The organism is Sandaracinobacter sp. T42, assembly GCF_059115405.1.
In genome coordinates, this window is sequence record NZ_CM181101.1 from 189,423 (window position 1) to 208,804 (window position 19,382).

At 68.5% G+C, this 19,382-nt stretch carries 23 protein-coding genes; 15 read left to right on the forward strand and 8 right to left on the reverse strand.

What is annotated here, in order from left to right; all coding sequences use genetic code 11:
* Window positions 1-171: 171 nt before the first annotated feature.
* The 11 genes from rplU (at window position 172) to ACW9TV_RS00975 (ending at window position 8,144) form a co-directional block, all read left to right on the forward strand.
* On the forward strand, window positions 172-465 hold the full coding sequence (rplU, locus tag ACW9TV_RS00925) for a 50S ribosomal protein L21 (protein WP_374386397.1): 294 nt from the start codon (window positions 172-174) through the stop codon (window positions 463-465).
* A gap of 12 nt (window positions 466-477) precedes the next feature.
* Entirely contained in the window at window positions 478-744 is a 267-nt protein-coding gene (rpmA, locus tag ACW9TV_RS00930) for a 50S ribosomal protein L27 (RefSeq protein ID WP_374386395.1), read from the forward strand.
* 136 nt (window positions 745-880) lie between these two features.
* Window positions 881-1,912 (forward strand): GTPase ObgE, encoded by a 1,032-nt coding sequence (gene obgE / locus ACW9TV_RS00935; RefSeq protein ID WP_494303997.1) that lies wholly within the window; start codon window positions 881-883, stop codon window positions 1,910-1,912.
* A complete protein-coding gene (proB, locus tag ACW9TV_RS00940; protein WP_494303998.1) occupies window positions 1,909-3,036 on the forward strand; it encodes a glutamate 5-kinase in 1,128 nt (375 codons plus the stop codon). The genes obgE and proB overlap by 4 nt, the downstream gene beginning before the upstream one ends.
* A 26-nt stretch (window positions 3,037-3,062) precedes the next feature.
* A complete protein-coding gene (locus ACW9TV_RS00945) occupies window positions 3,063-4,292 on the forward strand; it encodes a glutamate-5-semialdehyde dehydrogenase (protein ID WP_494305005.1) in 1,230 nt (409 codons plus the stop codon).
* Window positions 4,289-4,900 carry a nicotinate-nucleotide adenylyltransferase gene (locus ACW9TV_RS00950; RefSeq protein WP_494303999.1) on the forward strand — a complete coding sequence of 204 codons (612 nt, stop codon included), beginning with the start codon at window positions 4,289-4,291 and terminating at the stop codon, window positions 4,898-4,900. The genes ACW9TV_RS00945 and ACW9TV_RS00950 overlap by 4 nt, the downstream gene beginning before the upstream one ends.
* The gene (gene rsfS / locus ACW9TV_RS00955) at window positions 4,897-5,274 is read left to right on the forward strand and encodes a ribosome silencing factor (protein ID WP_494304000.1); all 378 of its coding nucleotides are present in this window, start codon (window positions 4,897-4,899) and stop codon (window positions 5,272-5,274) included. The genes ACW9TV_RS00950 and rsfS overlap by 4 nt, the downstream gene beginning before the upstream one ends.
* Window positions 5,271-5,687, forward strand: coding sequence for a 23S rRNA (pseudouridine(1915)-N(3))-methyltransferase RlmH (locus ACW9TV_RS00960; protein WP_494305006.1), 417 nt, complete (start codon window positions 5,271-5,273; stop codon window positions 5,685-5,687). Before rsfS ends, ACW9TV_RS00960 begins: the two co-directional genes overlap by 4 nt.
* Window positions 5,688-5,797: 110 nt before the next feature.
* Window positions 5,798-7,135 carry a S41 family peptidase gene (locus ACW9TV_RS00965; RefSeq protein ID WP_494304001.1) on the forward strand — a complete coding sequence of 446 codons (1,338 nt, stop codon included), beginning with the start codon at window positions 5,798-5,800 and terminating at the stop codon, window positions 7,133-7,135.
* On the forward strand, window positions 7,132-7,614 hold the full coding sequence (locus ACW9TV_RS00970) for a disulfide bond formation protein B (protein WP_494304002.1): 483 nt from the start codon (window positions 7,132-7,134) through the stop codon (window positions 7,612-7,614). The genes ACW9TV_RS00965 and ACW9TV_RS00970 overlap by 4 nt, the downstream gene beginning before the upstream one ends.
* Window positions 7,611-8,144, forward strand: coding sequence for a demethoxyubiquinone hydroxylase family protein (locus ACW9TV_RS00975; RefSeq protein ID WP_494304003.1), 534 nt, complete (start codon window positions 7,611-7,613; stop codon window positions 8,142-8,144). The genes ACW9TV_RS00970 and ACW9TV_RS00975 overlap by 4 nt, the downstream gene beginning before the upstream one ends.
* Before the next feature lie 55 nt (window positions 8,145-8,199).
* On the opposite strand, the gene ACW9TV_RS00980 is transcribed toward ACW9TV_RS00975, so the two are convergent.
* From ACW9TV_RS00980 to metZ, 3 genes are read right to left on the reverse strand one after another with little or no spacing between them, the layout of a single operon-like run.
* Entirely contained in the window at window positions 8,200-8,982 is a 783-nt protein-coding gene (locus tag ACW9TV_RS00980; protein WP_494304004.1) for a LysR family transcriptional regulator, read from the reverse strand.
* Window positions 8,982-9,389 (reverse strand): Co2+/Mg2+ efflux facilitator ApaG/CorD, encoded by a 408-nt coding sequence (gene apaG / locus ACW9TV_RS00985; protein WP_494305007.1) that lies wholly within the window; start codon window positions 9,387-9,389, stop codon window positions 8,982-8,984. Before apaG ends, ACW9TV_RS00980 begins: the two co-directional genes overlap by 1 nt.
* 37 nt (window positions 9,390-9,426) lie before the next feature.
* A complete protein-coding gene (gene metZ, locus ACW9TV_RS00990) occupies window positions 9,427-10,635 on the reverse strand; it encodes an O-succinylhomoserine sulfhydrylase (protein ID WP_494304005.1) in 1,209 nt (402 codons plus the stop codon).
* 105 nt (window positions 10,636-10,740) lie between these two features.
* Here metZ and ACW9TV_RS00995 point away from each other — a divergent pair, with 105 nt between their 5' ends.
* On the forward strand, window positions 10,741-11,340 hold the full coding sequence (locus tag ACW9TV_RS00995; protein WP_494304006.1) for a glutathione peroxidase: 600 nt from the start codon (window positions 10,741-10,743) through the stop codon (window positions 11,338-11,340).
* Window positions 11,337-11,774, forward strand: coding sequence for an MliC family protein (locus ACW9TV_RS01000; RefSeq protein WP_494304007.1), 438 nt, complete (start codon window positions 11,337-11,339; stop codon window positions 11,772-11,774). Before ACW9TV_RS00995 ends, ACW9TV_RS01000 begins: the two co-directional genes overlap by 4 nt.
* 12 nt (window positions 11,775-11,786) lie before the next feature.
* Here ACW9TV_RS01000 and ACW9TV_RS01005 read toward each other — a convergent pair whose 3' ends face one another.
* From ACW9TV_RS01005 to ACW9TV_RS01020, 4 genes are read right to left on the reverse strand one after another with little or no spacing between them, the layout of a single operon-like run.
* Window positions 11,787-13,010 (reverse strand): ABC transporter permease, encoded by a 1,224-nt coding sequence (locus ACW9TV_RS01005; RefSeq protein WP_494304008.1) that lies wholly within the window; start codon window positions 13,008-13,010, stop codon window positions 11,787-11,789.
* Window positions 13,010-13,759: an ABC transporter ATP-binding protein gene (locus ACW9TV_RS01010; protein ID WP_494304009.1), complete on the reverse strand. Its 750-nt coding sequence runs from the start codon at window positions 13,757-13,759 to the stop codon at window positions 13,010-13,012. Before ACW9TV_RS01010 ends, ACW9TV_RS01005 begins: the two co-directional genes overlap by 1 nt.
* A complete protein-coding gene (locus ACW9TV_RS01015) occupies window positions 13,759-14,928 on the reverse strand; it encodes an efflux RND transporter periplasmic adaptor subunit (protein ID WP_494304010.1) in 1,170 nt (389 codons plus the stop codon). Before ACW9TV_RS01015 ends, ACW9TV_RS01010 begins: the two co-directional genes overlap by 1 nt.
* Window positions 14,925-16,277 (reverse strand): TolC family protein, encoded by a 1,353-nt coding sequence (locus ACW9TV_RS01020; RefSeq protein WP_494304011.1) that lies wholly within the window; start codon window positions 16,275-16,277, stop codon window positions 14,925-14,927. The genes ACW9TV_RS01015 and ACW9TV_RS01020 overlap by 4 nt, the downstream gene beginning before the upstream one ends.
* 169 nt (window positions 16,278-16,446) lie before the next feature.
* Between ACW9TV_RS01020 and ACW9TV_RS01025 the strand changes: the two genes are divergently transcribed.
* Both ACW9TV_RS01025 and ACW9TV_RS01030 read left to right on the forward strand, forming a co-directional pair.
* The gene (locus ACW9TV_RS01025; protein ID WP_494304012.1) at window positions 16,447-17,160 is read left to right on the forward strand and encodes a response regulator; all 714 of its coding nucleotides are present in this window, start codon (window positions 16,447-16,449) and stop codon (window positions 17,158-17,160) included.
* Window positions 17,161-17,273: 113 nt separating this feature from the next.
* Entirely contained in the window at window positions 17,274-18,641 is a 1,368-nt protein-coding gene (locus ACW9TV_RS01030; RefSeq protein ID WP_494304013.1) for a sensor histidine kinase, read from the forward strand.
* Here ACW9TV_RS01030 and ACW9TV_RS01035 read toward each other — a convergent pair.
* Entirely contained in the window at window positions 18,638-19,366 is a 729-nt protein-coding gene (locus ACW9TV_RS01035) for a ParA family protein (protein WP_494304014.1), read from the reverse strand. The genes ACW9TV_RS01030 and ACW9TV_RS01035 overlap by 4 nt on opposite strands.
* Between the last annotated feature and the right edge of the window lie 16 nt (window positions 19,367-19,382).

Here is a 19,382-nt window from a genome sequence, read left to right on the forward strand (position 1 = left end):
GCCGTTCACAAGGGGGTTAGATTCCCGTGCGCGGATGTGGATTCCCGGGTGGCCCGCCGGGGCTTCGAGGTTGACAAAGGGCGAGTCGAGCCATAAAGGCGCTGGCTTTCGCGGCACCCCCTGCTTTGGCGGGGGCGGCCGCGTTTGCTATCTTGAGATGAGGATTTCCAGATGTTCGCGGTGGTGCGCACGGGTGGCAAGCAATATCGGGTTGCCGCCGATGACCAGATCACGGTCGAGAAGCTGGACGGCGAAGCCGGCAGCCAGGTGCAGCTCGACGTGCTGCTCGTTTCCGACGGCGGCGCGCTGAAGGATGCCGGCAAGGCGAAGGTGACGGCCGAGATCGTGGCCCACAACCGCGGCGACAAGGTGATCATCTTCAAGAAGCGCCGTCGCCACAACTATCGCCGCAAGAACGGCCATCGCCAGCACCAGACGGTGCTGAAGATCCTCTCGATCGCTTAAGGAGCCCCTGAAATGGCACATAAGAAGGCAGGCGGCTCGTCGCGCAACGGCCGTGATTCGAATGCGAAGCGTCTGGGCGTGAAGCTGTTCGGCGGCCAGGAAGCGGTGGCCGGCAACATCATCGTCCGCCAGCGCGGCACCCGCGTGTGGCCGGGCGTGAACGTGGGCCTTGGCCGCGATCACACCCTGTTCGCCACCGCCGACGGCCGCATCGAATTCCACGACGGCAAGCAGGGCCGGAAGTATGTTTCCGTCCGCGTGGCCGAGGCCGCCGAGTAAGAATTCCCTTTCAAGGGTTGGAATGGGGGCCGGGGCTATTCCCGGCCCTTTTTCGTTTGAGCACCCTGCAGCGCCCGGGCCCCTTGCAACTTGGGGACTTGAAGCGCGGCCGCATCTGATTGAAGACCCCAAAGCCATGATGTTCCTAGACCAGGCCAAGATCCATCTGAAATCCGGCTGGGGCGGGGACGGCTGCGTGAGCTTCCGCCGCGAGAAGTTCATCGAATATGGCGGCCCGAACGGCGGCAACGGCGGCAAGGGCGGCGACATCGTGTTCGAGGCGGTGGCCGGGCTGAACACGCTGATCGACTTCCGCTATACCCAGCATTTCCGCGCGCAGCGCGGGGCCGGTGGCATGGGCACCGACCGGCACGGCGCCAACGGCGAGACGCTGGTGATCAAGGTGCCGGTGGGCACGCAGATCCTGGCCGACGACGAGGATCGCACCCTGCTGGCCGACCTGACCGAGGTGGGGCAGACGGTGACGCTGCTGAAGGGCGGCGACGGCGGCAAAGGCAACGCCAGCTACAAGAGCAGCACCAACCGCGCGCCGCGTCAGTTCCAGAAGGGCTTTCCGGGGCAGGAAATGAGCGTGTGGCTGCGGCTGAAGCTGCTGGCCGATGTGGGGCTGGTGGGACTGCCCAACGCCGGGAAATCCAGCTTCCTGAACGCGGTGACCAACGCCAGCGCCAAGGTGGGGGCCTATGCCTTCACCACGCTGAAGCCGCAACTGGGGGTGGTGAGCCACCGGGGCCGAGAATTCGTGATGGCGGACATTCCCGGCCTGATCGAGGGCGCGGCGGACGGGGCGGGCATCGGCGACCGGTTCCTGGGCCATCTGGAACGCTGCCGTGTGCTGCTGCACCTGGTGGACGCCGACGGCGAGGCGCCGACGGCCGGATACGACATCGTCCGCGGCGAGCTGGAAGCCTATGGCGCGGGGCTGGAGGACAAGCCCGAGATCGTGGTGCTTTCCAAGAGCGATACCGCCACGCCGCAGAAGATCGCAGCTGTTTCCCGCGCAATCGAGCGGCGCACGGGGGTGCCGCCGCTGGTCGCCTCTTCCATGACGGGGGCGGGGATGGAAGGTGTGCTGAACGCGCTGGCCGAGGAGCTGTGGCCGAGGGGCGAGGCCGCGAAGACCGAAGGCGGCTGGTCGCCGCTATGACCCTGCGTGGGGGGCTTTTCGCGGCCGGGCAGGCCGCGCGGCTGACGCTGAAGGTCGGATCCAGCCTGCTGGTGGAGAAATCCGGCGAGGTGCGGACGCGCTGGCTGGAAACGCTGGTGGCCGACATCGCCGCCGCACACGCCGCCGGCCAGCAGATCATCGTGGTGTCCTCCGGCGCGATCGCGCTGGGATCGCGCCGGCTGAAGCTGGCGAAGGGCGGGCGCGCCAGCCTTGAGGACGCGCAGGCGGCGGCCGCGACCGGGCAGATCATCCTGGCGGGTCTGTGGGCCGACCTGCTGGGGAAGCATGGCATCGCGGCGGCGCAGATGCTGGTGACTCTGGGCGACTTCGAGGACCGGCGGCGGTTCCTGAACGCATCCGCAACGCTGGACCGGCTGCTGAGCCTGGGGGTGGTGCCGATCCTGAACGAGAATGACTCGGTGGCGACCGAGGAAATCCGTTTCGGCGACAACGACCGGCTGGCGGCGCGCGCGGCACAGGCAGCGCGGGCCGATGCGCTGGTGCTGCTGTCGGACATCGACGGGCTTTATACCGCCAATCCGGCGGAAGATCCTTCGGCCGAGCTGATCCCGACTGTGGGCGACATTTCGGCGGTCGCGCATATGGCGAGCCGGGCATCCTCTTCCGGGATGGGATCGGGCGGGATGGCGGCCAAGGTGGAGGCGGCACGGATCGCGCATGCCGCCGGCGTGCCGGTGGCGATCGTGGCCGGCGCGCCCGACCATCCGCTGAAACGGTTCGTCGAGACGGGGCATGGCACCCTGTTCGAAGCGCCCGATCCGCTGACGGCGCGCAAGGCCTGGCTGGCGGGCCGCATGCAGGTGGAAGGGCGGCTGACGGTGGATGCCGGGGCCGCGCGCGCGCTGAAGGCGGGCAAGAGCCTGCTGGCCGCCGGCGTGATCGGGATCGAGGGGCAGTTCCGGCGCGGTGACGCGGTGGACGTGCTGGACGAGGCAGGCAAGCTGATTGCGCGCGGGCTGGTGAGCTATGACGTGACCGATGCGCGGGCGATCGCCGGCAAGAGCCGCGAGGCGTTGCAGCCGATCCTGGGCTATGCGCCGCGCAGCGCGATGATCCACCGCGACCAGATGGTGATGCTGTGACCGCCGAGGCTGATACGGCGCAGCTGATGGCGGGGATGGGCGCGCGCGCCCGGGCGGCCGCGCGCCTGCTGGCGGCCGCGCCCACGGCCGTGAAGGCGCAGGCGCTGCGCGCGATGGCGGCGGCGATCCGGGCGCAGACGGCCGACATCCTGGCCGCCAACGCGCGCGACATGGCCGGTGCAGCGGCGCTGTCGCCCGCGATGCAGGACCGGCTGAAGCTGACGGAGGCGCGGATCGAAGGCATCGCCGCCGCGCTGGAGCAGGTGGCCGCCCTGCCCGACCCGGTGGGCGAGACGATCCGCGAGTGGCGACAGCCCAACGGGCTGGTCTTCCGCCGGGTGCGGGTGCCGCTGGGCGTGATCGGAATCATCTTCGAAAGCCGCCCGAACGTGACGGCGGATGCCGGGGCGCTGTGCCTGATGGCGGGCAACGCCTGCATCCTGCGCGGCGGATCGGATGCGATCGAAAGCAGCCGCGCCATCCATCGCTGCCTGCTGGCGGGGCTGGCGGCGGCCGGATTGCCGGCGGATGCCATCCAGCTGGCGCCGACCGCCGACCGCGCCTTCGTGGGGGCCATGCTGGGCGCTTCGGGACTGATCGACGTGATCATTCCGCGCGGGGGCAAGAACCTTGTCGCGCGGGTGCAGGCCGAGGCGCGGGTGCCGGTGCTGGCGCATCTGGACGGCAACAATCATGTCTATGTGGATGGCGCGGCCGATCCGGCGATGGCGCGCGAGATCGTGCTGAACGCCAAGATGCGGCGCACCGGCGTGTGCGGGGCAATGGAAACCCTTCTGATCGACAGGGCCTTCCCGGACGCGCGCGCCCTGATCGCGGCGCTGCTGGACGCCGGGTGCGAATGCCGGGTTTCGCCCGGGCTGATCGGCCTGGATGCGCGGCTGAAGCCGGCGACGGACGCGGACTGGGATACCGAATATCTGGAACCGGTTTGCGCCGTGGGGCTGGTGGACGGCGTGGACGGCGCGATCGCGCATGTGGAGGCGCACGGCAGCCATCATACCGATGCCATCGTGACGGCGGACGAGGCGGTGGCGGCCCGGTTCCTTGCCGGCGTGGATTCGGCGATCGTGCTGTGGAATGCATCCACCCAGTTCGCGGACGGGGGCGAGTTCGGCTTCGGCGCGGAAATCGGAATCGCCACGGGGCGGCTGCACGCGCGCGGGCCGGTCGCGCTGGAGGGCCTGACCAGCTACAAGACGCTGGTGCTGGGCAACGGGCAGGTCAGACGCGGTTGAGGAAGGGCTTCACAGTCGGGCTGCTGGGCGGCTCGTTCAACCCGGCGCACGGCGGACACCGCAAGATGAGCCTGGCTGCGCTGGAACGGCTGGGCCTGGATGAAGTGTGGTGGCTGGTTTCCCCCCAGAATCCGCTGAAGCCGGTGGCCGGCATGGCGCCGCTGAAGGCGCGCATCGCATCCGGCCGGGCCGTGGCGCGGCATCCGCGCATCCGGGTGACGGGGATCGAAGCGGAGCTGGGCACGCAGCTGACCATCGACACCATCCAGGCGCTGAAGCGGCGCTATCCGCAGGTGCGCTTCCTGTGGCTGATGGGATCCGACAATCTGATGCAGTTCCACCGCTGGGTCGACTGGCGCGACATCGCGCGGCAGGTTCCGATTGTGGTGATGGCCCGGCCGCTTTATGTTGGGCGCAGCCAGTTCGCCCCGGCCATGGGCTGGCTGAGGCGGTGGCGCCACGAAACCCCGGCCGGATGGAGGACATGGCGTCTGCCCGGGCTTGCGCTCGTGAACTTCGGACTGGACCAGAGATCCGCCACCGCGATCCGGCGGGCGGATCCGGACTGGGCGGACGACATCCTCTTGCAACAGGACACACCAGATTGACTGACGCCGAAAAGAGCGTGGAAGCGCTCCACACGCTGATCCTGAAATGCCTGGAGGACGGGCAAGCCGAGGACGTGGTGACCATCCCGCTGGCCGGGAAGAGCGCGATTGCGGACCATATGGTGATCGCATCCGGCCGATCCACCCGGCAGGTGGCGGCGCTGGCGCAGCGAATCGAAACCGAAGTGAAGCAGAAGCTGGGCCGCCTTGTGCGGATCGAAGGGCTGGCGAGCGCGGACTGGGTGCTGATCGACGCGCATGACGTGATCGTCCACCTGTTCCGCCCGGAAGTGCGCCAGTTCTATGGCCTGGAAAAGATGTGGGCCTTCGATGCCGATGGCGCGCCGCTCAGGGCTGCGGACGCCAAGCCCTGAAATTCAGCATCCTCGCCTATGGAAAGGCCGGGCGCGGAGCGGAATCCGAACTGGTCGGGCGCTATCTGAAGCGCATCCCCTGGGGTGCCAGCGTTGCCGAACTGTCGGACGGCGCGCCCATTCCGCCCGCCCCGCCGCAGAGCCGCACCGTGGTGCTGGACGAGCGCGGCACGGCGCTGGCCAGCGAGGCGCTGGCCGAACGTCTGGGCAGGTGGCGCGACGAAGGCGTGCGCGAGGTGCGCTTCCTGCTGGGGCCGGCGGATGGCCACAGGCCGGAAACGCGGCAGGCGGCAGACCTGGTTCTGGCGCTTGGGCCCGCCACCTGGCCGCACCTGCTGGCCCGCGCCATGCTGGCCGAACAACTCTATCGGGCCTGGTCCATCCTGACCGGGCATCCCTATCATCGTGAATGATGCGGGCCCCTCTTTTCAGCGGGGGTTCAAACTGCCAGTCTTACCAATTCGAATATGGGCGAATCCGGCGTGGAGGTTGCGCCGGATCCCAAGCCCGGGAAAGTGTGCCGATGAAGCCGATTGTACACACGCTTCTTGCCGGAACTGCGGGCGCCATTCTGGCGCTGACGCTGCCGACGGCCGTGAACGCCGCGCGCGGGAATGAAACCTGGCGCGAACTGGATACGCTGATGGACGTGTTCCTGAAGGTTCGCGAAGCCTATGTCGACCAGGTGGACGACCGGAAGCTGATCGAGGGCGCGATCAACGGGATGCTGGCAAGCCTGGACCCGCACAGTTCCTATCTGGATGCGCGCGCCAGCCAGAACATGCGCAGCCAGACCGACGGCGAATATGGCGGACTGGGCCTGACGGTGAGTTCCGAGGACGGCGCTGTCCGCGTGGTTTCCCCGACCGACGAAACCCCGGCCGCGCGCGCGGGGATCAAGGCGGGCGATTTCATCACCCATATCAATGACGAACTGATCTTCGGCTCCACCCTGAACGAGGCGGTGGACCGGATGCGCGGCGCGCCGGGCACCTCCGTGAAGCTGACGGTGGTGCGGCCCGGGGAAACGAAGCCGCTGACCTTCAACCTGACGCGCGAAGTGATCCGGGTGCGCCCCGTGCGCTGGGAGGCGAAGGGCAATGTGGGCGTGATCCGCATCGCCAGCTTCAACCGGCAGACGGGTGAGGCGACGAGACAGGCGGTGACCGAGCTTTCGAAGAAGCTGGGCCCGGATGCAGCCGGCTATGTGATCGACCTGCGATCGAACCCCGGCGGCCTTCTGGACCAGGCGATCGAGGTGACCGACACCTTCCTGGAGCGCGGCGAGATCGTGAGCCAGCGTGGCCGCACGAAGGAGGATATCGAGCGCTATTACGCCCGATCCGACGACCTGACGGGCGGCAAGCCGATCGTGGTGCTGGTGGACGAAGGCTCTGCATCGGCTGCGGAAATCGTGGCGGGCGCCCTGCAGGACCAGAGGCGCGCCATCGTGCTGGGGCAGCGCAGCTTCGGCAAGGGCAGCGTGCAGACTCTGATCCCGCTGGGCCCGGAAACCGGCCTGCGGCTGACCACGGCGCGCTATTATACCCCGGCCGGCCGTTCGGTGCAGGAAGCCGGCATCGACCCGGATATCCTGGTGCCGCAGCTGACGGATGCGAGCCGAAACGACAGGCCGCGCCTGCGCGAGGCCGATCTGCGCAATCACCTGGTGGCGGAGAAGAAGGCCGACGACAAGCTGATCGAGGACGACGGCAAGCCCGATCCCCGCTTCCGCATGACCGCCGACGAGCTGAAGAAGCAGGGCATCACCGACTTCCAGATGGATTATGCGGTGAAGCTGGTTTCCCGCCTTGGCGCACGGCCGGTGGCCCCGGCGCAGGTGGCGTCCGCCACGAAATGACGGAGGCCGCAAGGGTGCGCCAGGCCGCCTGGCTGCTGTTCGCGGTTTCGGGATCGCTTCTGCTGGGGGCACTGGGCTTCCAGTTTCTGGGCGGCCTTGCCCCCTGCGAGATGTGTTACTGGCAGCGCCACGCGCATCTGGCGGTGCTGGCCGTTGCGGGCCTTGCGCTGATCACGGGCAACCGGGCGGCCGGATGGCTGGCGGTGCTGGCGATGGTGGCTGCCGCGGGGCTTGGCCTGTTCCACGCGGGCGTCGAGCAGAAGTGGTGGCAGGGTGTCACGGCCTGCACCGCGCCGGTTTCGGCGGGCATGTCCACTGCGGAGATGCTGGACACGCTGATGAAGACGCCGCTGGTGCGCTGCGACGAAATCCCCTGGAGCCTTCTGGGCGTTTCCATGGCAGGATGGAATGCGCTTGTTTCGGCGGGCGCTGCCTTGTGCGGGGCCTTCATCCTGATCTTCACGCGGAGAAAGACATGACCCGGCTGGCCGGAGACCCTGCCCCCGACACGAAAGCGATGATCCGGGTGGATCAGGCCGGGGAATATGGCGCGAAGCGGATCTATGTCGGGCAGATGGCGGTGATCGGCAACCGCCATGCCTATTCGGGCGAAATCGCGCGCATGGCCGCGCAGGAGGAATCGCATCTGGCGGCCTTCAACCGGCTGATCGCGGAACGGGGCGTGCGCCCCACCCTGCTGATGCCCCTGTGGCATGTGGCCGGTTTCGCGCTGGGCGCGGCATCCGCGCTGGTGGGGCCGAAGGCGGCGATGGCCGTGACCGCCGCCGTGGAGACCGAGATCGACCGCCATTATCAGGCGCAGCGCGAAGCGCTTGCGGGCGACGACCCGGAACTGGAAGGGATGATCGCGGACTTTCAGGCGGAGGAAGTGGAACATCGCGACAGCGCCATCGCGCATGGCGCCGAGGAAGCACCCGCCTATCCGCTGATGTCGGCCCTTGTGCGCGCGGGATGCCGGGCCGCGATCCGGGTGGCGGAGAAGATCTAGCCCCGCCTGCCGGGCGGGTGTTTTGGTCGCCGCCGAGCGGGACGGCCCTGCCCGCCTATGCCAGCAGCTGTTCCACCAGCGCCTTCACCTTGGCGCTTTTCCACTGGGGCGCCGGGGCGCACAGCCAGTAGGCGTCGTCCGTCGGCACGCGACCGGCGCGTTCTTCCAGCTGGCCGGCGGCGAGGGCGGCGGCGGCGAGGGTGAGGGGCACCTGGGCTTCGCCAAGGCCGGCGATGGCCCAGTCGAGCGCCTGGCCGGCATCCGGCAGGGCGGCTGCGGGGCCTTCCATGGTGCGCCAGCCAAGGGCGCGGGGCGGGGCCCCGGGGGCGGCCACGGTGACGAGCTGTTCATCCGCCAGCTTGCGGCCGAACACGCCTTCGGCATCCGGGGCGGGGCCGAAGCTGAGCGCGAGATCGAGGTTGGCCTGGGCAAAATCGACGGGACTGTCGAGCGCGACCACCTGCACGCTGGCTTCGGGGTTCTGCTGAAGCCAGCCCGCGAGGCGGGGCATCAGCCAGTGGCGAATGGCGCCGCGCGCGCAGCCGAGGGAGAGGCGGGCTGCGCCCTGCCCTTCCTGGAGGGCGGAGACGGATTCCTCGAAGGCGGAGAAGCCGGCGCGCAGATGGGGCAGCGCGCGGGCCGCTTCGGGCGTGAGTTCCAGCCCGCGCGCGGTGCGACGGAACAGGATGACGCCCAGCGTTTCCTCCAGCGCGCGGATCTGCTGGCCGACGGCGGCGGGGGTTACGGCCAGTTCGTCGGCCGCCCGGGTGAAAGAGAGCGAGCGGGCAGCGGCGTCGAACACGCGCAGCGCGTTGAGCGGAAGGAGCGAACGCTTCATCAGTTGGCCGCCCCCCTTGAATCGGGCGAGAGGAGATCGAAGCCGGGAATTTCCACTTCGAAACGGCGGCCGCCACCGTCGATCATGCCGAAACGGCCCTGCATATGCCCCATCGGCGTGGCGAGCGGGCAGCCCGAGACATAGTCGTAGCTGCCGCCGGGCGCGATCACGGGCTGTTCGCCGACGACCCCTTCGCCCATCACGTCGCGGCGGGCGCCATGCCCGTCGATGATGATCCAGTGCCGGTCGATCAGCTGCACTTCCATCCCGGAGCCGTTTTCGACGCGGATGTGATAGTGCCAGACCCAGTGGCCGTTTTCGGGATCGGACTGGTCGCCGGCGTAACGCGGCTGCACGCGGACCGTGATGCCTTCCGTGGTGGCATTTGCCGTGAAGAGGCCCGGCAGGCTCATGCGGGTGGCCCGCTTTCAGGGACGCGCGCGTTCAAAGCCCGATGGCCCTGAGTGCCTGATCGAGATCCTCGATCAGATCGTCTGCATCTTCCAGCCCGACCGACAGGCGGAGCGTGCCTTCGCTGATGCCCATTTCCAGCCGCGCGGCTTCCGCCATGCTGGCATGGGTAGTGGAGGCCGGGTGCGTCATCAGGGTGCGGCTGTCGCCGAGGTTGTTGGAGATGTCGATCAGCTTCAACGCGTCGAGCAGGCCATGGGCCTGCGGGCGGCCGCCAGCCAGATGGAGGGCGATGATGGTGCCGCCTGCCGACATCTGCGCCATCGCCAGCGCGTGCTGCGGGTGGCTTTCGAGGCCGGGATAGAGGGTGCCGGGCGCGCGCGCTTCGAGGAAGCGGGCGACCTTCAGCGCATTCTGGCAGGCGCGCTGCACACGCAGATCCAGCGTTTCCAGGCTTTTCAGCAGCACCCAGGCATTGAAGGCGCTGAGGACGGGGCCGGTGTGGCGGGTGAAGGCGAGATAGGTCTTCTCCATCCACTCTTCCGGGCCCATCACCGCGCCGGCCAGAACGCGCCCCTGCCCGTCCATCAGCTTTGTGGCGGAATAGGCGACGATGTCGGCACCCAGTTCCAGCGGGCGCTGCACGATTGGGGAGGCGAAGGCGTTGTCGACCATCACCAGTGCGCCCGCATCATGGGCGATGGCCGAGACGGCGGGGATGTCCACGATGTCGAGCGTGGGGTTGGCGGGCGATTCCAGGAACACCGCCTTTGTGTTCGGGCGCATGGCCCGGGCGAAGGCATCGGTGTCGCGGCCGTCGACGACGGTGGTTTCGATGCCGAAGCGGGGCAGGATGGTATCGACCAGCACGCGGCAGGAGCCGAAGGCGGCGCGGCCCGCGATCAGGTGATCGCCCGCCGACAGGGTGGACATCAGCATCGCCGACATCGCCGCCATACCGCTGGCGGACACGCGGCAGGCTTCCGCGCCCTCAAGCAGGGCGAGGCGTTCCTCCAGCATTTCCACCGTGGGGTTCTGCAGGCGCGAATAGGTCATGCCCTTCGCCTCGCCCCGGAAGCGGGCGGCGGCTTCCTCGGCGTTGTCGTAGCAGTAGCCCGACGTGAGGAAGATCGCCTCGGACGTTTCGCCGTAATTGCTGCGCGCGGTGCCGCCGCGCACGAGTTGCGTGGCCGGGCGCCAGCCGCGGGTGATGGCCCTGTCCTGTCCTGTGAGCTTTTTCATTGCGCAGTCTCCCTAGCGCCAAAGGGCCGGGGGGCAAAGAGCAGGCGTTGCAGCGATTCGCCAGTTGGAGTATCGCTGATGGAATATCCTTAACGAAGGTCTCTCATGCGCATCTGGCTTCCCATCCTCAGCGCGGGCGTGCTTCTGGCCGCCGGCGGAATGGTCGTTTCCGCAACCCGCGCGCAGACCCCTTCCAGGCCGCCGGTTCCGGTGGCGCCAGCCGCGAAGACCGCCCATGATTTCACCCTGACCAGGATCGACGGCAAGCCCATGCCGCTGTCGGCCTACAAGGGGAAGGTGCTGTTGCTGGTGAACACCGCCAGCTTCTGCGGATATACGCCCCAGTATGAAGGGTTGCAGAAGCTTCAACAGGCCTATCAGGCGAAGGGCTTCACGGTGATCGGCGTTCCTTCGGGGGATTTCATGTCCCAGGAATATGACGACAACGGGAAGATCAAGGATTTCTGCGAGACGAAGTTCGGGATCAGCTTCCCAATGGCCGAGAAAGCGCATGTGAAGGGCGACAAGGCCATCCCCCTCTATCGCTGGGCGAAGTCGCAGCTTCCGGTCGAGAATGAGCCGAAGTGGAACTTCCACAAGATCCTGATCGGCCGGGACGGAAAGCCGATTGGCGGCTTCAACAGCAAGGTGGAACCCACCAGCCCGCAGCTGACGGGCGCGATCGAGAAGGCGCTGAAGGCATGAAGCAGATCCTGACCCTTTCCGCGCTGCTGGTTCTGGCCGCCTGCGGCCAGAAGGCAGAGGAAGCACCCAAGGCCGAAACCGCGGCACCCGCTGCGCCCAGCCTCGCCAAGGCGATCCGGACTGTCGCCTATACCTGCGAGAAGGATCTGCCGATCACGGCGATCTACGGCACCAATGCCCAGGGCAAGCCCGATGTCGCACTGGTCATCCGGGGCGACGATTTCACCCTGACGCCCACGGACGCCACGCCCGGCACGCGCTATACCACCCAATATGGGCTTGAGCCGGGCATGGGCCTTGCCTGGTGGGAACAGCCGGATGGCAGCGTGCAGCTGCAGCAGGCGCCCTTCAAGGAAATCGACGATCCCGCCAAGGCGACGACGCTGCGCACCTGCCGGGTGAAGACGGAGCCGGACGCCGCCGCCACGAAGTGACGGTGGGCAGCGTCAGCTTCTGAGGGCCTCGATCGGGCTGAGCTTTGCGGCGCGGGTGGCGGGCCACCAGCCGAAGAAGATGCCGATGCCGGCCGAGATGGCGAATGCGATCACCACCGAACCCGGCGAGATCACCGTGGGGAACGGGAGGAAGCGGCTGATGAACAGGCTGAGACTGCTGCCGATGATCACCCCGGCCAGGCACCCCGCGAGGCTGAGCATCAGCGCTTCCAGCAGGAACTGAAGCCGGATCGCGCCGCGTGGCGCGCCGATCGCCATGCGGATGCCGATTTCCCGCGTGCGTTCCGTGACGCTGACCAGCATGATGTTCATGATGCCGATGCCGCCGACGACGAGGCTGATGCCGCCGATGGCGCCCAGCAGCAGTGAAAGGGCCCCGGTGGTTTGCTTGAACGTGTCGCCCAGGGCGGAAACATTGGTGATGTTGAAATCGTCGACGGCGGACGGCGCAAGGCGGTGACGACGGCGGAGCAACTGGGTGATCTGCTCCTGCACAGATTCGAGCTCGTCCTGCCGCTCCACCGTGATCATGATCGTGCGGACGGAACGACGGAAGGCGCCGCCGCCCTGGACCATGCGCTGGGCGGAGTTGAGGGGCAGCACAATCGTGTCGTCCCGGTCGGCGCCGCCGATGCCCTGGCCCTTCGACGGCAGGATCCCGATCACGGTGAAGCTGATCCCGCGCACGCGCACCTGCCGGCCGATCGGATCGTTGGCGCCGAACAGTTCGTCCGCCGCCTTCTGGCCCAGCACCGCGACACGGGCGGCCTGTCGGTTTTCCATGTCCGTGAAGGCGCGGCCCTGATCAGGGAACCAATCCTGCACCTGAAACCAGGCCGGGGTGGAGGCGGTGACCGAGGTGAGCCAGTTTGCCGGGCCCGCGACGACCTGGGTGGAAAAGGCGGAAACGGGGGCGGCCGCCCCGACGCCGGCCAGCCGGCCAATGGCATCGGCATCGTCGAGGGTGAGTGTCGGCGCGGTGCCAATTCCCTGTGCGAAGCCGCCACCGGAGCGGGCGGCGCCCGCATTCACGATGAGGAGATTTGTGCCGAGCGAGGAGATCTGCCGTTCGATATAGGCCTGCACGCCGTTGCCGATCGCCAGCATCACGATCACCGCGGCGACGCCGATGATCATGCCCAGCATGGTGAGCATCGACCGCAGGCGGTTCGCCAGAAGGGCGCTCCAGGCCTCTGCGAGCATGGGGCCGAGCATCAGGCGCCTGCCCCGTCGGCGGCGACCTGGCGCCCTGCGCCCGCCAGCGCTTCGGGCGTAGGGGGGCCATCATAGGTGATGCGGCCGTCGTGGATCCGGACCATCCTGTCAGTCGAGGCCGCGACACCCGGATCATGGGTGACGATGATGGCCGTGACGCCGCGTTCGCGGTTCAGACGGCGGAACATGTCCAGCACTTCGCGCCCGGTCTTCGTGTCGAGCGCACCCGTGGGCTCGTCGGCGAGCAGCAGGCGGGGATCATTGGCGAGCGCGCGGGCGATGGCGACACGCTGCTGCTGCCCGCCCGAGAGCTGCATCGGGCGCGAGCGTTCCTTGCCGGCAAGGCCCACGAGCCCGAGCAACTGTTCCGCCTTGGCGTCGCGCTCGGCGCGGGACCGGCCTGCATAGACCAGCGGCAGGCCCACATTCTGCCGGGCCGAGAGCCGCGGCAGCAGGTTGAACTGCTGAAAGACGAAGCCGATCGAATTGTTGCGCAGATGCGCAAGCTCAGACTCCTCGAAGGCCGAGATGTCGCGCCCGTCGAACAGATACTGCCCTTCCGTCAGGCTATCGAGGCAGCCGATGATGTTCATCAGCGTGGACTTGCCCGAGCCCGAAGGCCCGACGATCGAGAGCAGTTCGCCTTCCATCACCGTCATCGAGACGCCGTGCAGCGCCCGGAAGACGCCGGCTTCCGAGGGGAAATCCTTGACGACGTTGCGCACGTCGATGACGGGGACGGCGCCCATCAGGCGGGCGGCGGGCCGGACGGCCGGGCGCCGTCCGACGGCTTCACGTCGCCCGTGATCACCCGTTCGCCGGCCTTCAGCTGGCCACCGAGCACCACGCTCCTGTCGTTGTCGGCCGCGCCGACGCGGATGCGGCGGGCTTCGGGTTCGCCCTTCGCGCCCGCCACGAAGATGGTGGTGCCATATCCCGGCAGCTTCTCCTCGTCGGGCAGGGGCCGGGGCTGCTGCTGACGGTTCCAGTTCGCGGGCTTCCAGCTCATCGCGGCGTTGGGGATCAGCAGCACATTGTCATACTGGCGCACGAGGAAACTGGCGTTCACCGTCATCCCCGGCAGCAGCGCGCCATCCGGGTTGGGCACGGCGACGATCACCGTGAAGGTGACGACATTCTGTTGCGTGGTGGGGTTCAGGCGGACCTGGCTGACGGTGCCGGCGAACTGACGCGTGCCATAGGCGTCGACGGTGAAGCTGACCTTCTGGCCCACCTTCACGCGCGCCACGTCGGCTTCGGCCACAAGCGCCTCGATCTGCATGTCCGTCAGATCCTGGGCGATGGTGAAGAGCGTGGGCGTCTGGAACGAGGCCGCCACCGTCTGCCCCACGTCCACCGAGCGGCTGACAATGACGCCCGAGACCGGCGCGCGGATGATGGAGAAGCCGAGATTGGCGCGATCCTGATCCGCCGCAGCCTGGGCGGACGCCACCTGCGCGGCCTGCGACCGGGCGGTGGCGAGCGCGGTTTCATAATCCTGCTGGCTGATGAAATCCTGCCGCCGCAGCTGGGCCGCACGGCTGGCGTTCGCCTGCGACAGCGCAGCCTGGGCGCGGGCATTGGCGAGCGCCCCTTCGGACTGGGCGAGTCGCGCCTTGAACAGCTGCGGATCCAGTTCCAGCAGCACCTGGCCCGCCGTGACCTTGTCGTTGTAGTCGGCGTAGAGCTTCTGGACGGTGCCCGATACCTGTGAGCCGACATTCACCACCCGCACGGGATTGATGGTGCCATTGGCGCTGATGACTTCGGTGAGGTTGCCCATTTCAACGGCAGCCGTCTGGAACCGTTCCGCTTCTTCCCGGTTGCGGAAGGCGAAGAACCAGATCGCGGCCGCAACCGCGGCGAGAAGCAGGGCGATGCCGAAAATCCGCCCAGCGGTGAATTTGGGGAGCGTCATTCCAGCGCATCTCCGACAGTGCCGACCGAGCGGGCAAGTTGCAGTTCCGACGCACGCAGTTGCAGATCGGCCAGAACCATCTGCTGCCGCGCGCTGATCAGGCTCGACTGCGCGTCGAGCAGTTCGGTGATTCCGGCAAGCCCGGCCTTGTAGCGGCCCTGGGCGAGGGTCGCCGCCTCTTCCGCGCTGACGAGCAGGCGGCGGGCGGTTTCGAGATTGGCGCTGGCCGTTTCCAGATCCTGATAGCGGCCCCAGACTTCCAGCGCGGCCTGCTGGCCCGCGAGGGCAAGATTTGCTTCCGCCCGGTCGCGCTCGGCCTCAGCCTCGCGCAGGGCCGCCGTGCGCCCGCCGCTGTTGAACAGCGGGATCGACAGGGTGACGCCGGCTGTTGCGATGGCGCTGTCCTGGCCCTGGGTGCCGACAGAGAGGCTGGGGCCCGCCCCCATCGAGACGCTGGGGCGGCGAGCGGCCTGTGCCTGCGCCACCGCCGCCCGGGCGGATTCGAGCGTTGCGGCCTGCAGGCGGAGATCGGGGCGGAGCCGCGCGGCTTCTTCCAGCAGGGCGCGGGCCGATGCGCGCGAGATGGCGCTGTTCGCGGGCGCGGGTTCCGCGACATCGATCGCGCCATCGGGCGGCTGGGACAGGGCTGTGAGCAGCCGCCCGCGCTGGGTTTCCAGTGTGCCCCTGGCCTGGCGCTGTTCCAGCAGGGCGCGGGCGAAGGCGGCATCGGCTTGCAGCCGATCCGACTTGATGGCGACGCCGGCCTTTTCCCGCGCCGTGGCGGCGGCCAGGCTGGCTTCGGCAAAGGCGACGCTGGCGTCGGCAGCCTTTGCCGAGGCCTTTGCGGAAACATAGCCATTGTAGGCGAGCGCGGTTTCCTGGACGACATCCTGAGCGGCGCCCGCGAACGTGGCGAGCGCGGCCGCCCGCGCGGCCTCAGCCCCGGCGAGCGCGGCCTGCCGGCCGCCGAAATCGAACAGCAGCCACTGGAGGGAGAGCTGGGCTGTTGCGGATGCGCTGCTGTCGGTGGTGGCGGGGAAGCCCGCGCCCCAGCGACGGCTGGCGCTGACATCCGGCCCAAGGGCCGCGGACAGCGACGGGCCGTAGCCGGCCCTGACCTGTGCTTCGCGGGCGGCGGCGGCGCGGACGCTGGCCCAGGCCGCGCTGGTGGCCGGTGCGCGGCAGAGCGCGATATCGAGCAGATCGGACAGGGTGAGCAGCCGATCGGCAATCCGGGCATCGGCGCAACCGGGCTGGCGCAGGCCCGCCGCCGCATAATCCGGGCGGGCCGCCGGCTGGGCGGCCTGAGCCGGCACGGCCGAAAGGAGAAGCAGGGCGGCAATCAGCAAGCGTGGCAAACAAATACTTTCTTCGGCACTTGCGAACCCCTACGCACCTAGTTCCAGACTTCCCCCGGCCTTCCGGTCAAGTCAAGCAATCAGCCGGACGGGAAGGCTTTTGCGGCAACGCGCCACGCGCTAGGGATTGTCGCCATACGTATCGAAAAGGGCGCCGCATATGCCGAATATCCTCGTGGTGGATGATGATCCCGGGATCCGAAATCTGGTTTCGGACTTTCTGGGCCGCCATGGATATTCTGTGACGACAGCGGAGGACGGCAGTTCCATGGACCGCGCCATTGCCGAGGCGGCGACCCCGTTCGATCTGGTGGTGCTGGACCTGATGATGCCGGGCGAACATGGGCTGGAGATCGCCCGCCGCCTGTCCACGCCGGGTGGCCCGGGGCTGATCATGCTGTCGGCCATGGGGGAGGACAGCGACCGGATCGTGGGGCTGGAAGTGGGCGCGGACGATTATCTGCCCAAGCCCTGCAACCCGCGCGAACTGCTGGCGCGCATCCGTGCCGTGCTGCGCCGCAGGCAGGAGCCGGGGGCGGAACCGGCGGCGGGCGTGGTGGCCGAGTTCGACGGCTGGCGGCTGGATCTGGTGCGGCGCGAACTGACCTCGCCCGAGAATGTGCTGATCGCGCTTTCGGACGGCGAATTCTCTCTGCTGCGCGTATTCGTCGAGCGGCCGCAGCAGCCGCTGGCGCGCGAGGAACTGCTGGAGCAGGCGCGCGGCCGAGATGCGGACAGCTATGACCGATCGATCGACGTGCAGATCAGCCGCCTGCGCCGCAAGCTGGACGGCGCGGTGAAGAACCGCGAGGAACTGATCCGGACAGTGCGCAACGAAGGCTATATGTTCACGCCGAAGGTCGTGCGCCGCTAGCGGTTCACGCAAGGAGAAGGTGCGCCGCGGAGCGGTTCACGAATGGACAAGGTGCGCCGCGGAGCGGTTCACGCAGGAGGAAAGGTGCGCCGCTGAGCGGTTCACGGGAACAGGTGGACGGACCGCTGAGCGGTTCGCGGGAAGCACAGGACGGCTCGCCGCGCGGCCGCGCCGCGCGCGACGTGCCGAGCAGCCTGTTCACGCAGATCTTCGCGCTGGTGCTGGCCACAGTCGCCATCGCGCAGCTGATCAACCTGGTGCTTCTGGCGCTGCTGCCGCCCGATCCGCCGCGCACGGTGCCGGTGACCGCGCTGGCCGAGGCGATCCTGACCCGGAACGACAAGGCGCTGACGTTCCAGCGCTTGCCCGTTGCCCCATTCCAGCCGGCGACGGCCGGGCCCGGCGCGCAGCGGGTGGAGGCGGAGCTTGCCGGCCTGATCGGGCGGATACCGGCGGAAGTGGCGCTGGACATGTCTGACGTGCAGGGGCGGAAGTTCCTGGAACTCTACCCCAGGGCCGGCGGCGAACCGGTTTCGGCCATTCAGGGGCATTTCCGCGTGGCCGTGCGGGAGCGGGACGGCTGGCTTCTGGCCGAGCCGCGCGACCAGCGGCTGCTCGCGACACGGGAACGGCAGTTCCTGCTTCTGTTCCTGCTGAGCGCGCTGGCCATGCTGCCGATCGCCTGGATCTTCGCCCGCCGGCTGGCCGACCCGTTCGAGCGCTTTGCGGACGCCGCCGAAAAGCTGGGCCGCGACCCGCGCGCGACGCCGCCCGGCGTGGACGGACCGGCCGAGATCGAACGCGCAGCGCAGGCCTTCCAGCAGATGCAGCAGCGCCTGCAGGCCTATGTGACCGACCGGACGCAGATGCTGGGCGCGATCGCGCATGACCTGAGGACACCGCTGACCCGCCTGGCCTTCCGGCTGGAATCCCTGCCCGAAGCCGACAGGGCGCGGCTGGCGGGCGACGTGGCCGAGATGGAGGCGATGGTACGCTCCACCCTGAGCCTGGCCCGGGCCGACAACCAGCCGGCCAGCCGACAGCGGCTGGATCTGGCCTCTCTCGCCGAGCAGGCGGCGGACGATCTGGCGATGACGGGACGCAAGGTGACGGCCGAGGCATCGGACATGCTGGTGGTGGACGGCGACCCCGGGGAGCTGAAGCGGCTGCTGACGAACCTGATGGAGAATGGCGAGACCTATGGCGCGGACGTGCGCGTGCGGGCCTGGCGCGATGGCGGAATGGCCGTTGTCGATATCGACGACAGGGGGCCGGGGATCCCTGAAAGCGAGCTGGAACGGGTGTTCGAGCCCTTCTACCGGCTGGAGCGCTCCCGCAGCCGCGAGACGGGCGGGACTGGCCTGGGGCTGGCGCTGGTCAGATCCATCGCGCGGGCGCATGGCGGCGACGTGACGCTGTCCAACCGCGACGGCGGCGGCCTGCGGGCTCGGGTGACCATCCCGCTGGCGCCGGATCGCTAGCGCAGCAGCGCCGCTTCGACCTGCGCCCAGAGCGCCGCGAAAGCGCGCGCGGGCGCGCCGGTGGGCTGGAATGCGGCGACGGGGGCGCGATGAACCGCCATCTGCTCGACCGTGCTGGAATAGGGGATCTGTGGCCAGTCCGGATGGGTCGCGACGGTCTGCCGGTGCAGCTTGCGGCGGGCATCGACCATGCTCCACACCGGGAGCAGTTTCGGCCTGTTGAAACCCCCGAGGGCCAGTTCGTCCTGTAACTGGGCGGCAGCGCGTTCCGACAGCGGGGTCGGGATCACGGGAAGAACGATCAGATCGACCGCATGGAAGATGCGCACGGCCAGTTCCGACAGCCCCGGCGGGCAATCGATCAGGATGCGATCATAGCTTTCGGTGAAGGCCTTCAGCTGCTTCCTCAGCTGCTTTTCCTTGTCGGACCGGGCGAGATCGCCTTCGAGCCGGCGCAGCGACCGATCGGCGGGGAGGATGTGGAGGTTGGGGAAATCGGTGTGCAGCACCAGCCCGGACAGGGCCTGTTCCCCGGCAAGCGCGGCGCGCGCCTTCCGGCCGGCCGCCGCTTCCCGCTGAAGGAGCCATGTGGCGGCGCCCTGCGAATCCAGATCCCAGAGCAGGGTGCGCCGTCCGCCGGCGGTGGCTGCGGCATGGGCGAGATTGACCGCTGCCGCCGACTTGCCGACGCCACCCTTGATGGAGAAGACCGCAACTGCTTTCACGCCCTGTTTATGGGGG

Coding starts and splice junctions, on each gene's coding strand:
- rplU (WP_374386397.1), top strand. CDS start 172: ATGTTCGCGGTGGTGCGCACGGGTGGCAAGCAATATCGGGTTGCCGCC.
- rpmA (WP_374386395.1), top strand. CDS start 478: ATGGCACATAAGAAGGCAGGCGGCTCGTCGCGCAACGGCCGTGATTCG.
- obgE (WP_494303997.1), top strand. CDS start 881: ATGATGTTCCTAGACCAGGCCAAGATCCATCTGAAATCCGGCTGGGGC.
- proB (WP_494303998.1), top strand. CDS start 1,909: ATGACCCTGCGTGGGGGGCTTTTCGCGGCCGGGCAGGCCGCGCGGCTG.
- ACW9TV_RS00945 (WP_494305005.1), top strand. CDS start 3,063: ATGGCGGGGATGGGCGCGCGCGCCCGGGCGGCCGCGCGCCTGCTGGCG.
- ACW9TV_RS00965 (WP_494304001.1), top strand. CDS start 5,798: ATGAAGCCGATTGTACACACGCTTCTTGCCGGAACTGCGGGCGCCATT.
- ACW9TV_RS00970 (WP_494304002.1), top strand. CDS start 7,132: ATGACGGAGGCCGCAAGGGTGCGCCAGGCCGCCTGGCTGCTGTTCGCG.
- ACW9TV_RS00975 (WP_494304003.1), top strand. CDS start 7,611: ATGACCCGGCTGGCCGGAGACCCTGCCCCCGACACGAAAGCGATGATC.
- ACW9TV_RS00980 (WP_494304004.1), bottom strand. CDS start 8,982: ATGAAGCGTTCGCTCCTTCCGCTCAACGCGCTGCGCGTGTTCGACGCC.
- metZ (WP_494304005.1), bottom strand. CDS start 10,635: ATGAAAAAGCTCACAGGACAGGACAGGGCCATCACCCGCGGCTGGCGC.
- ACW9TV_RS00995 (WP_494304006.1), top strand. CDS start 10,741: ATGCGCATCTGGCTTCCCATCCTCAGCGCGGGCGTGCTTCTGGCCGCC.
- ACW9TV_RS01000 (WP_494304007.1), top strand. CDS start 11,337: ATGAAGCAGATCCTGACCCTTTCCGCGCTGCTGGTTCTGGCCGCCTGC.
- ACW9TV_RS01005 (WP_494304008.1), bottom strand. CDS start 13,010: ATGCTCGGCCCCATGCTCGCAGAGGCCTGGAGCGCCCTTCTGGCGAAC.
- ACW9TV_RS01010 (WP_494304009.1), bottom strand. CDS start 13,759: ATGGGCGCCGTCCCCGTCATCGACGTGCGCAACGTCGTCAAGGATTTC.
- ACW9TV_RS01015 (WP_494304010.1), bottom strand. CDS start 14,928: ATGACGCTCCCCAAATTCACCGCTGGGCGGATTTTCGGCATCGCCCTG.
- ACW9TV_RS01025 (WP_494304012.1), top strand. CDS start 16,447: ATGCCGAATATCCTCGTGGTGGATGATGATCCCGGGATCCGAAATCTG.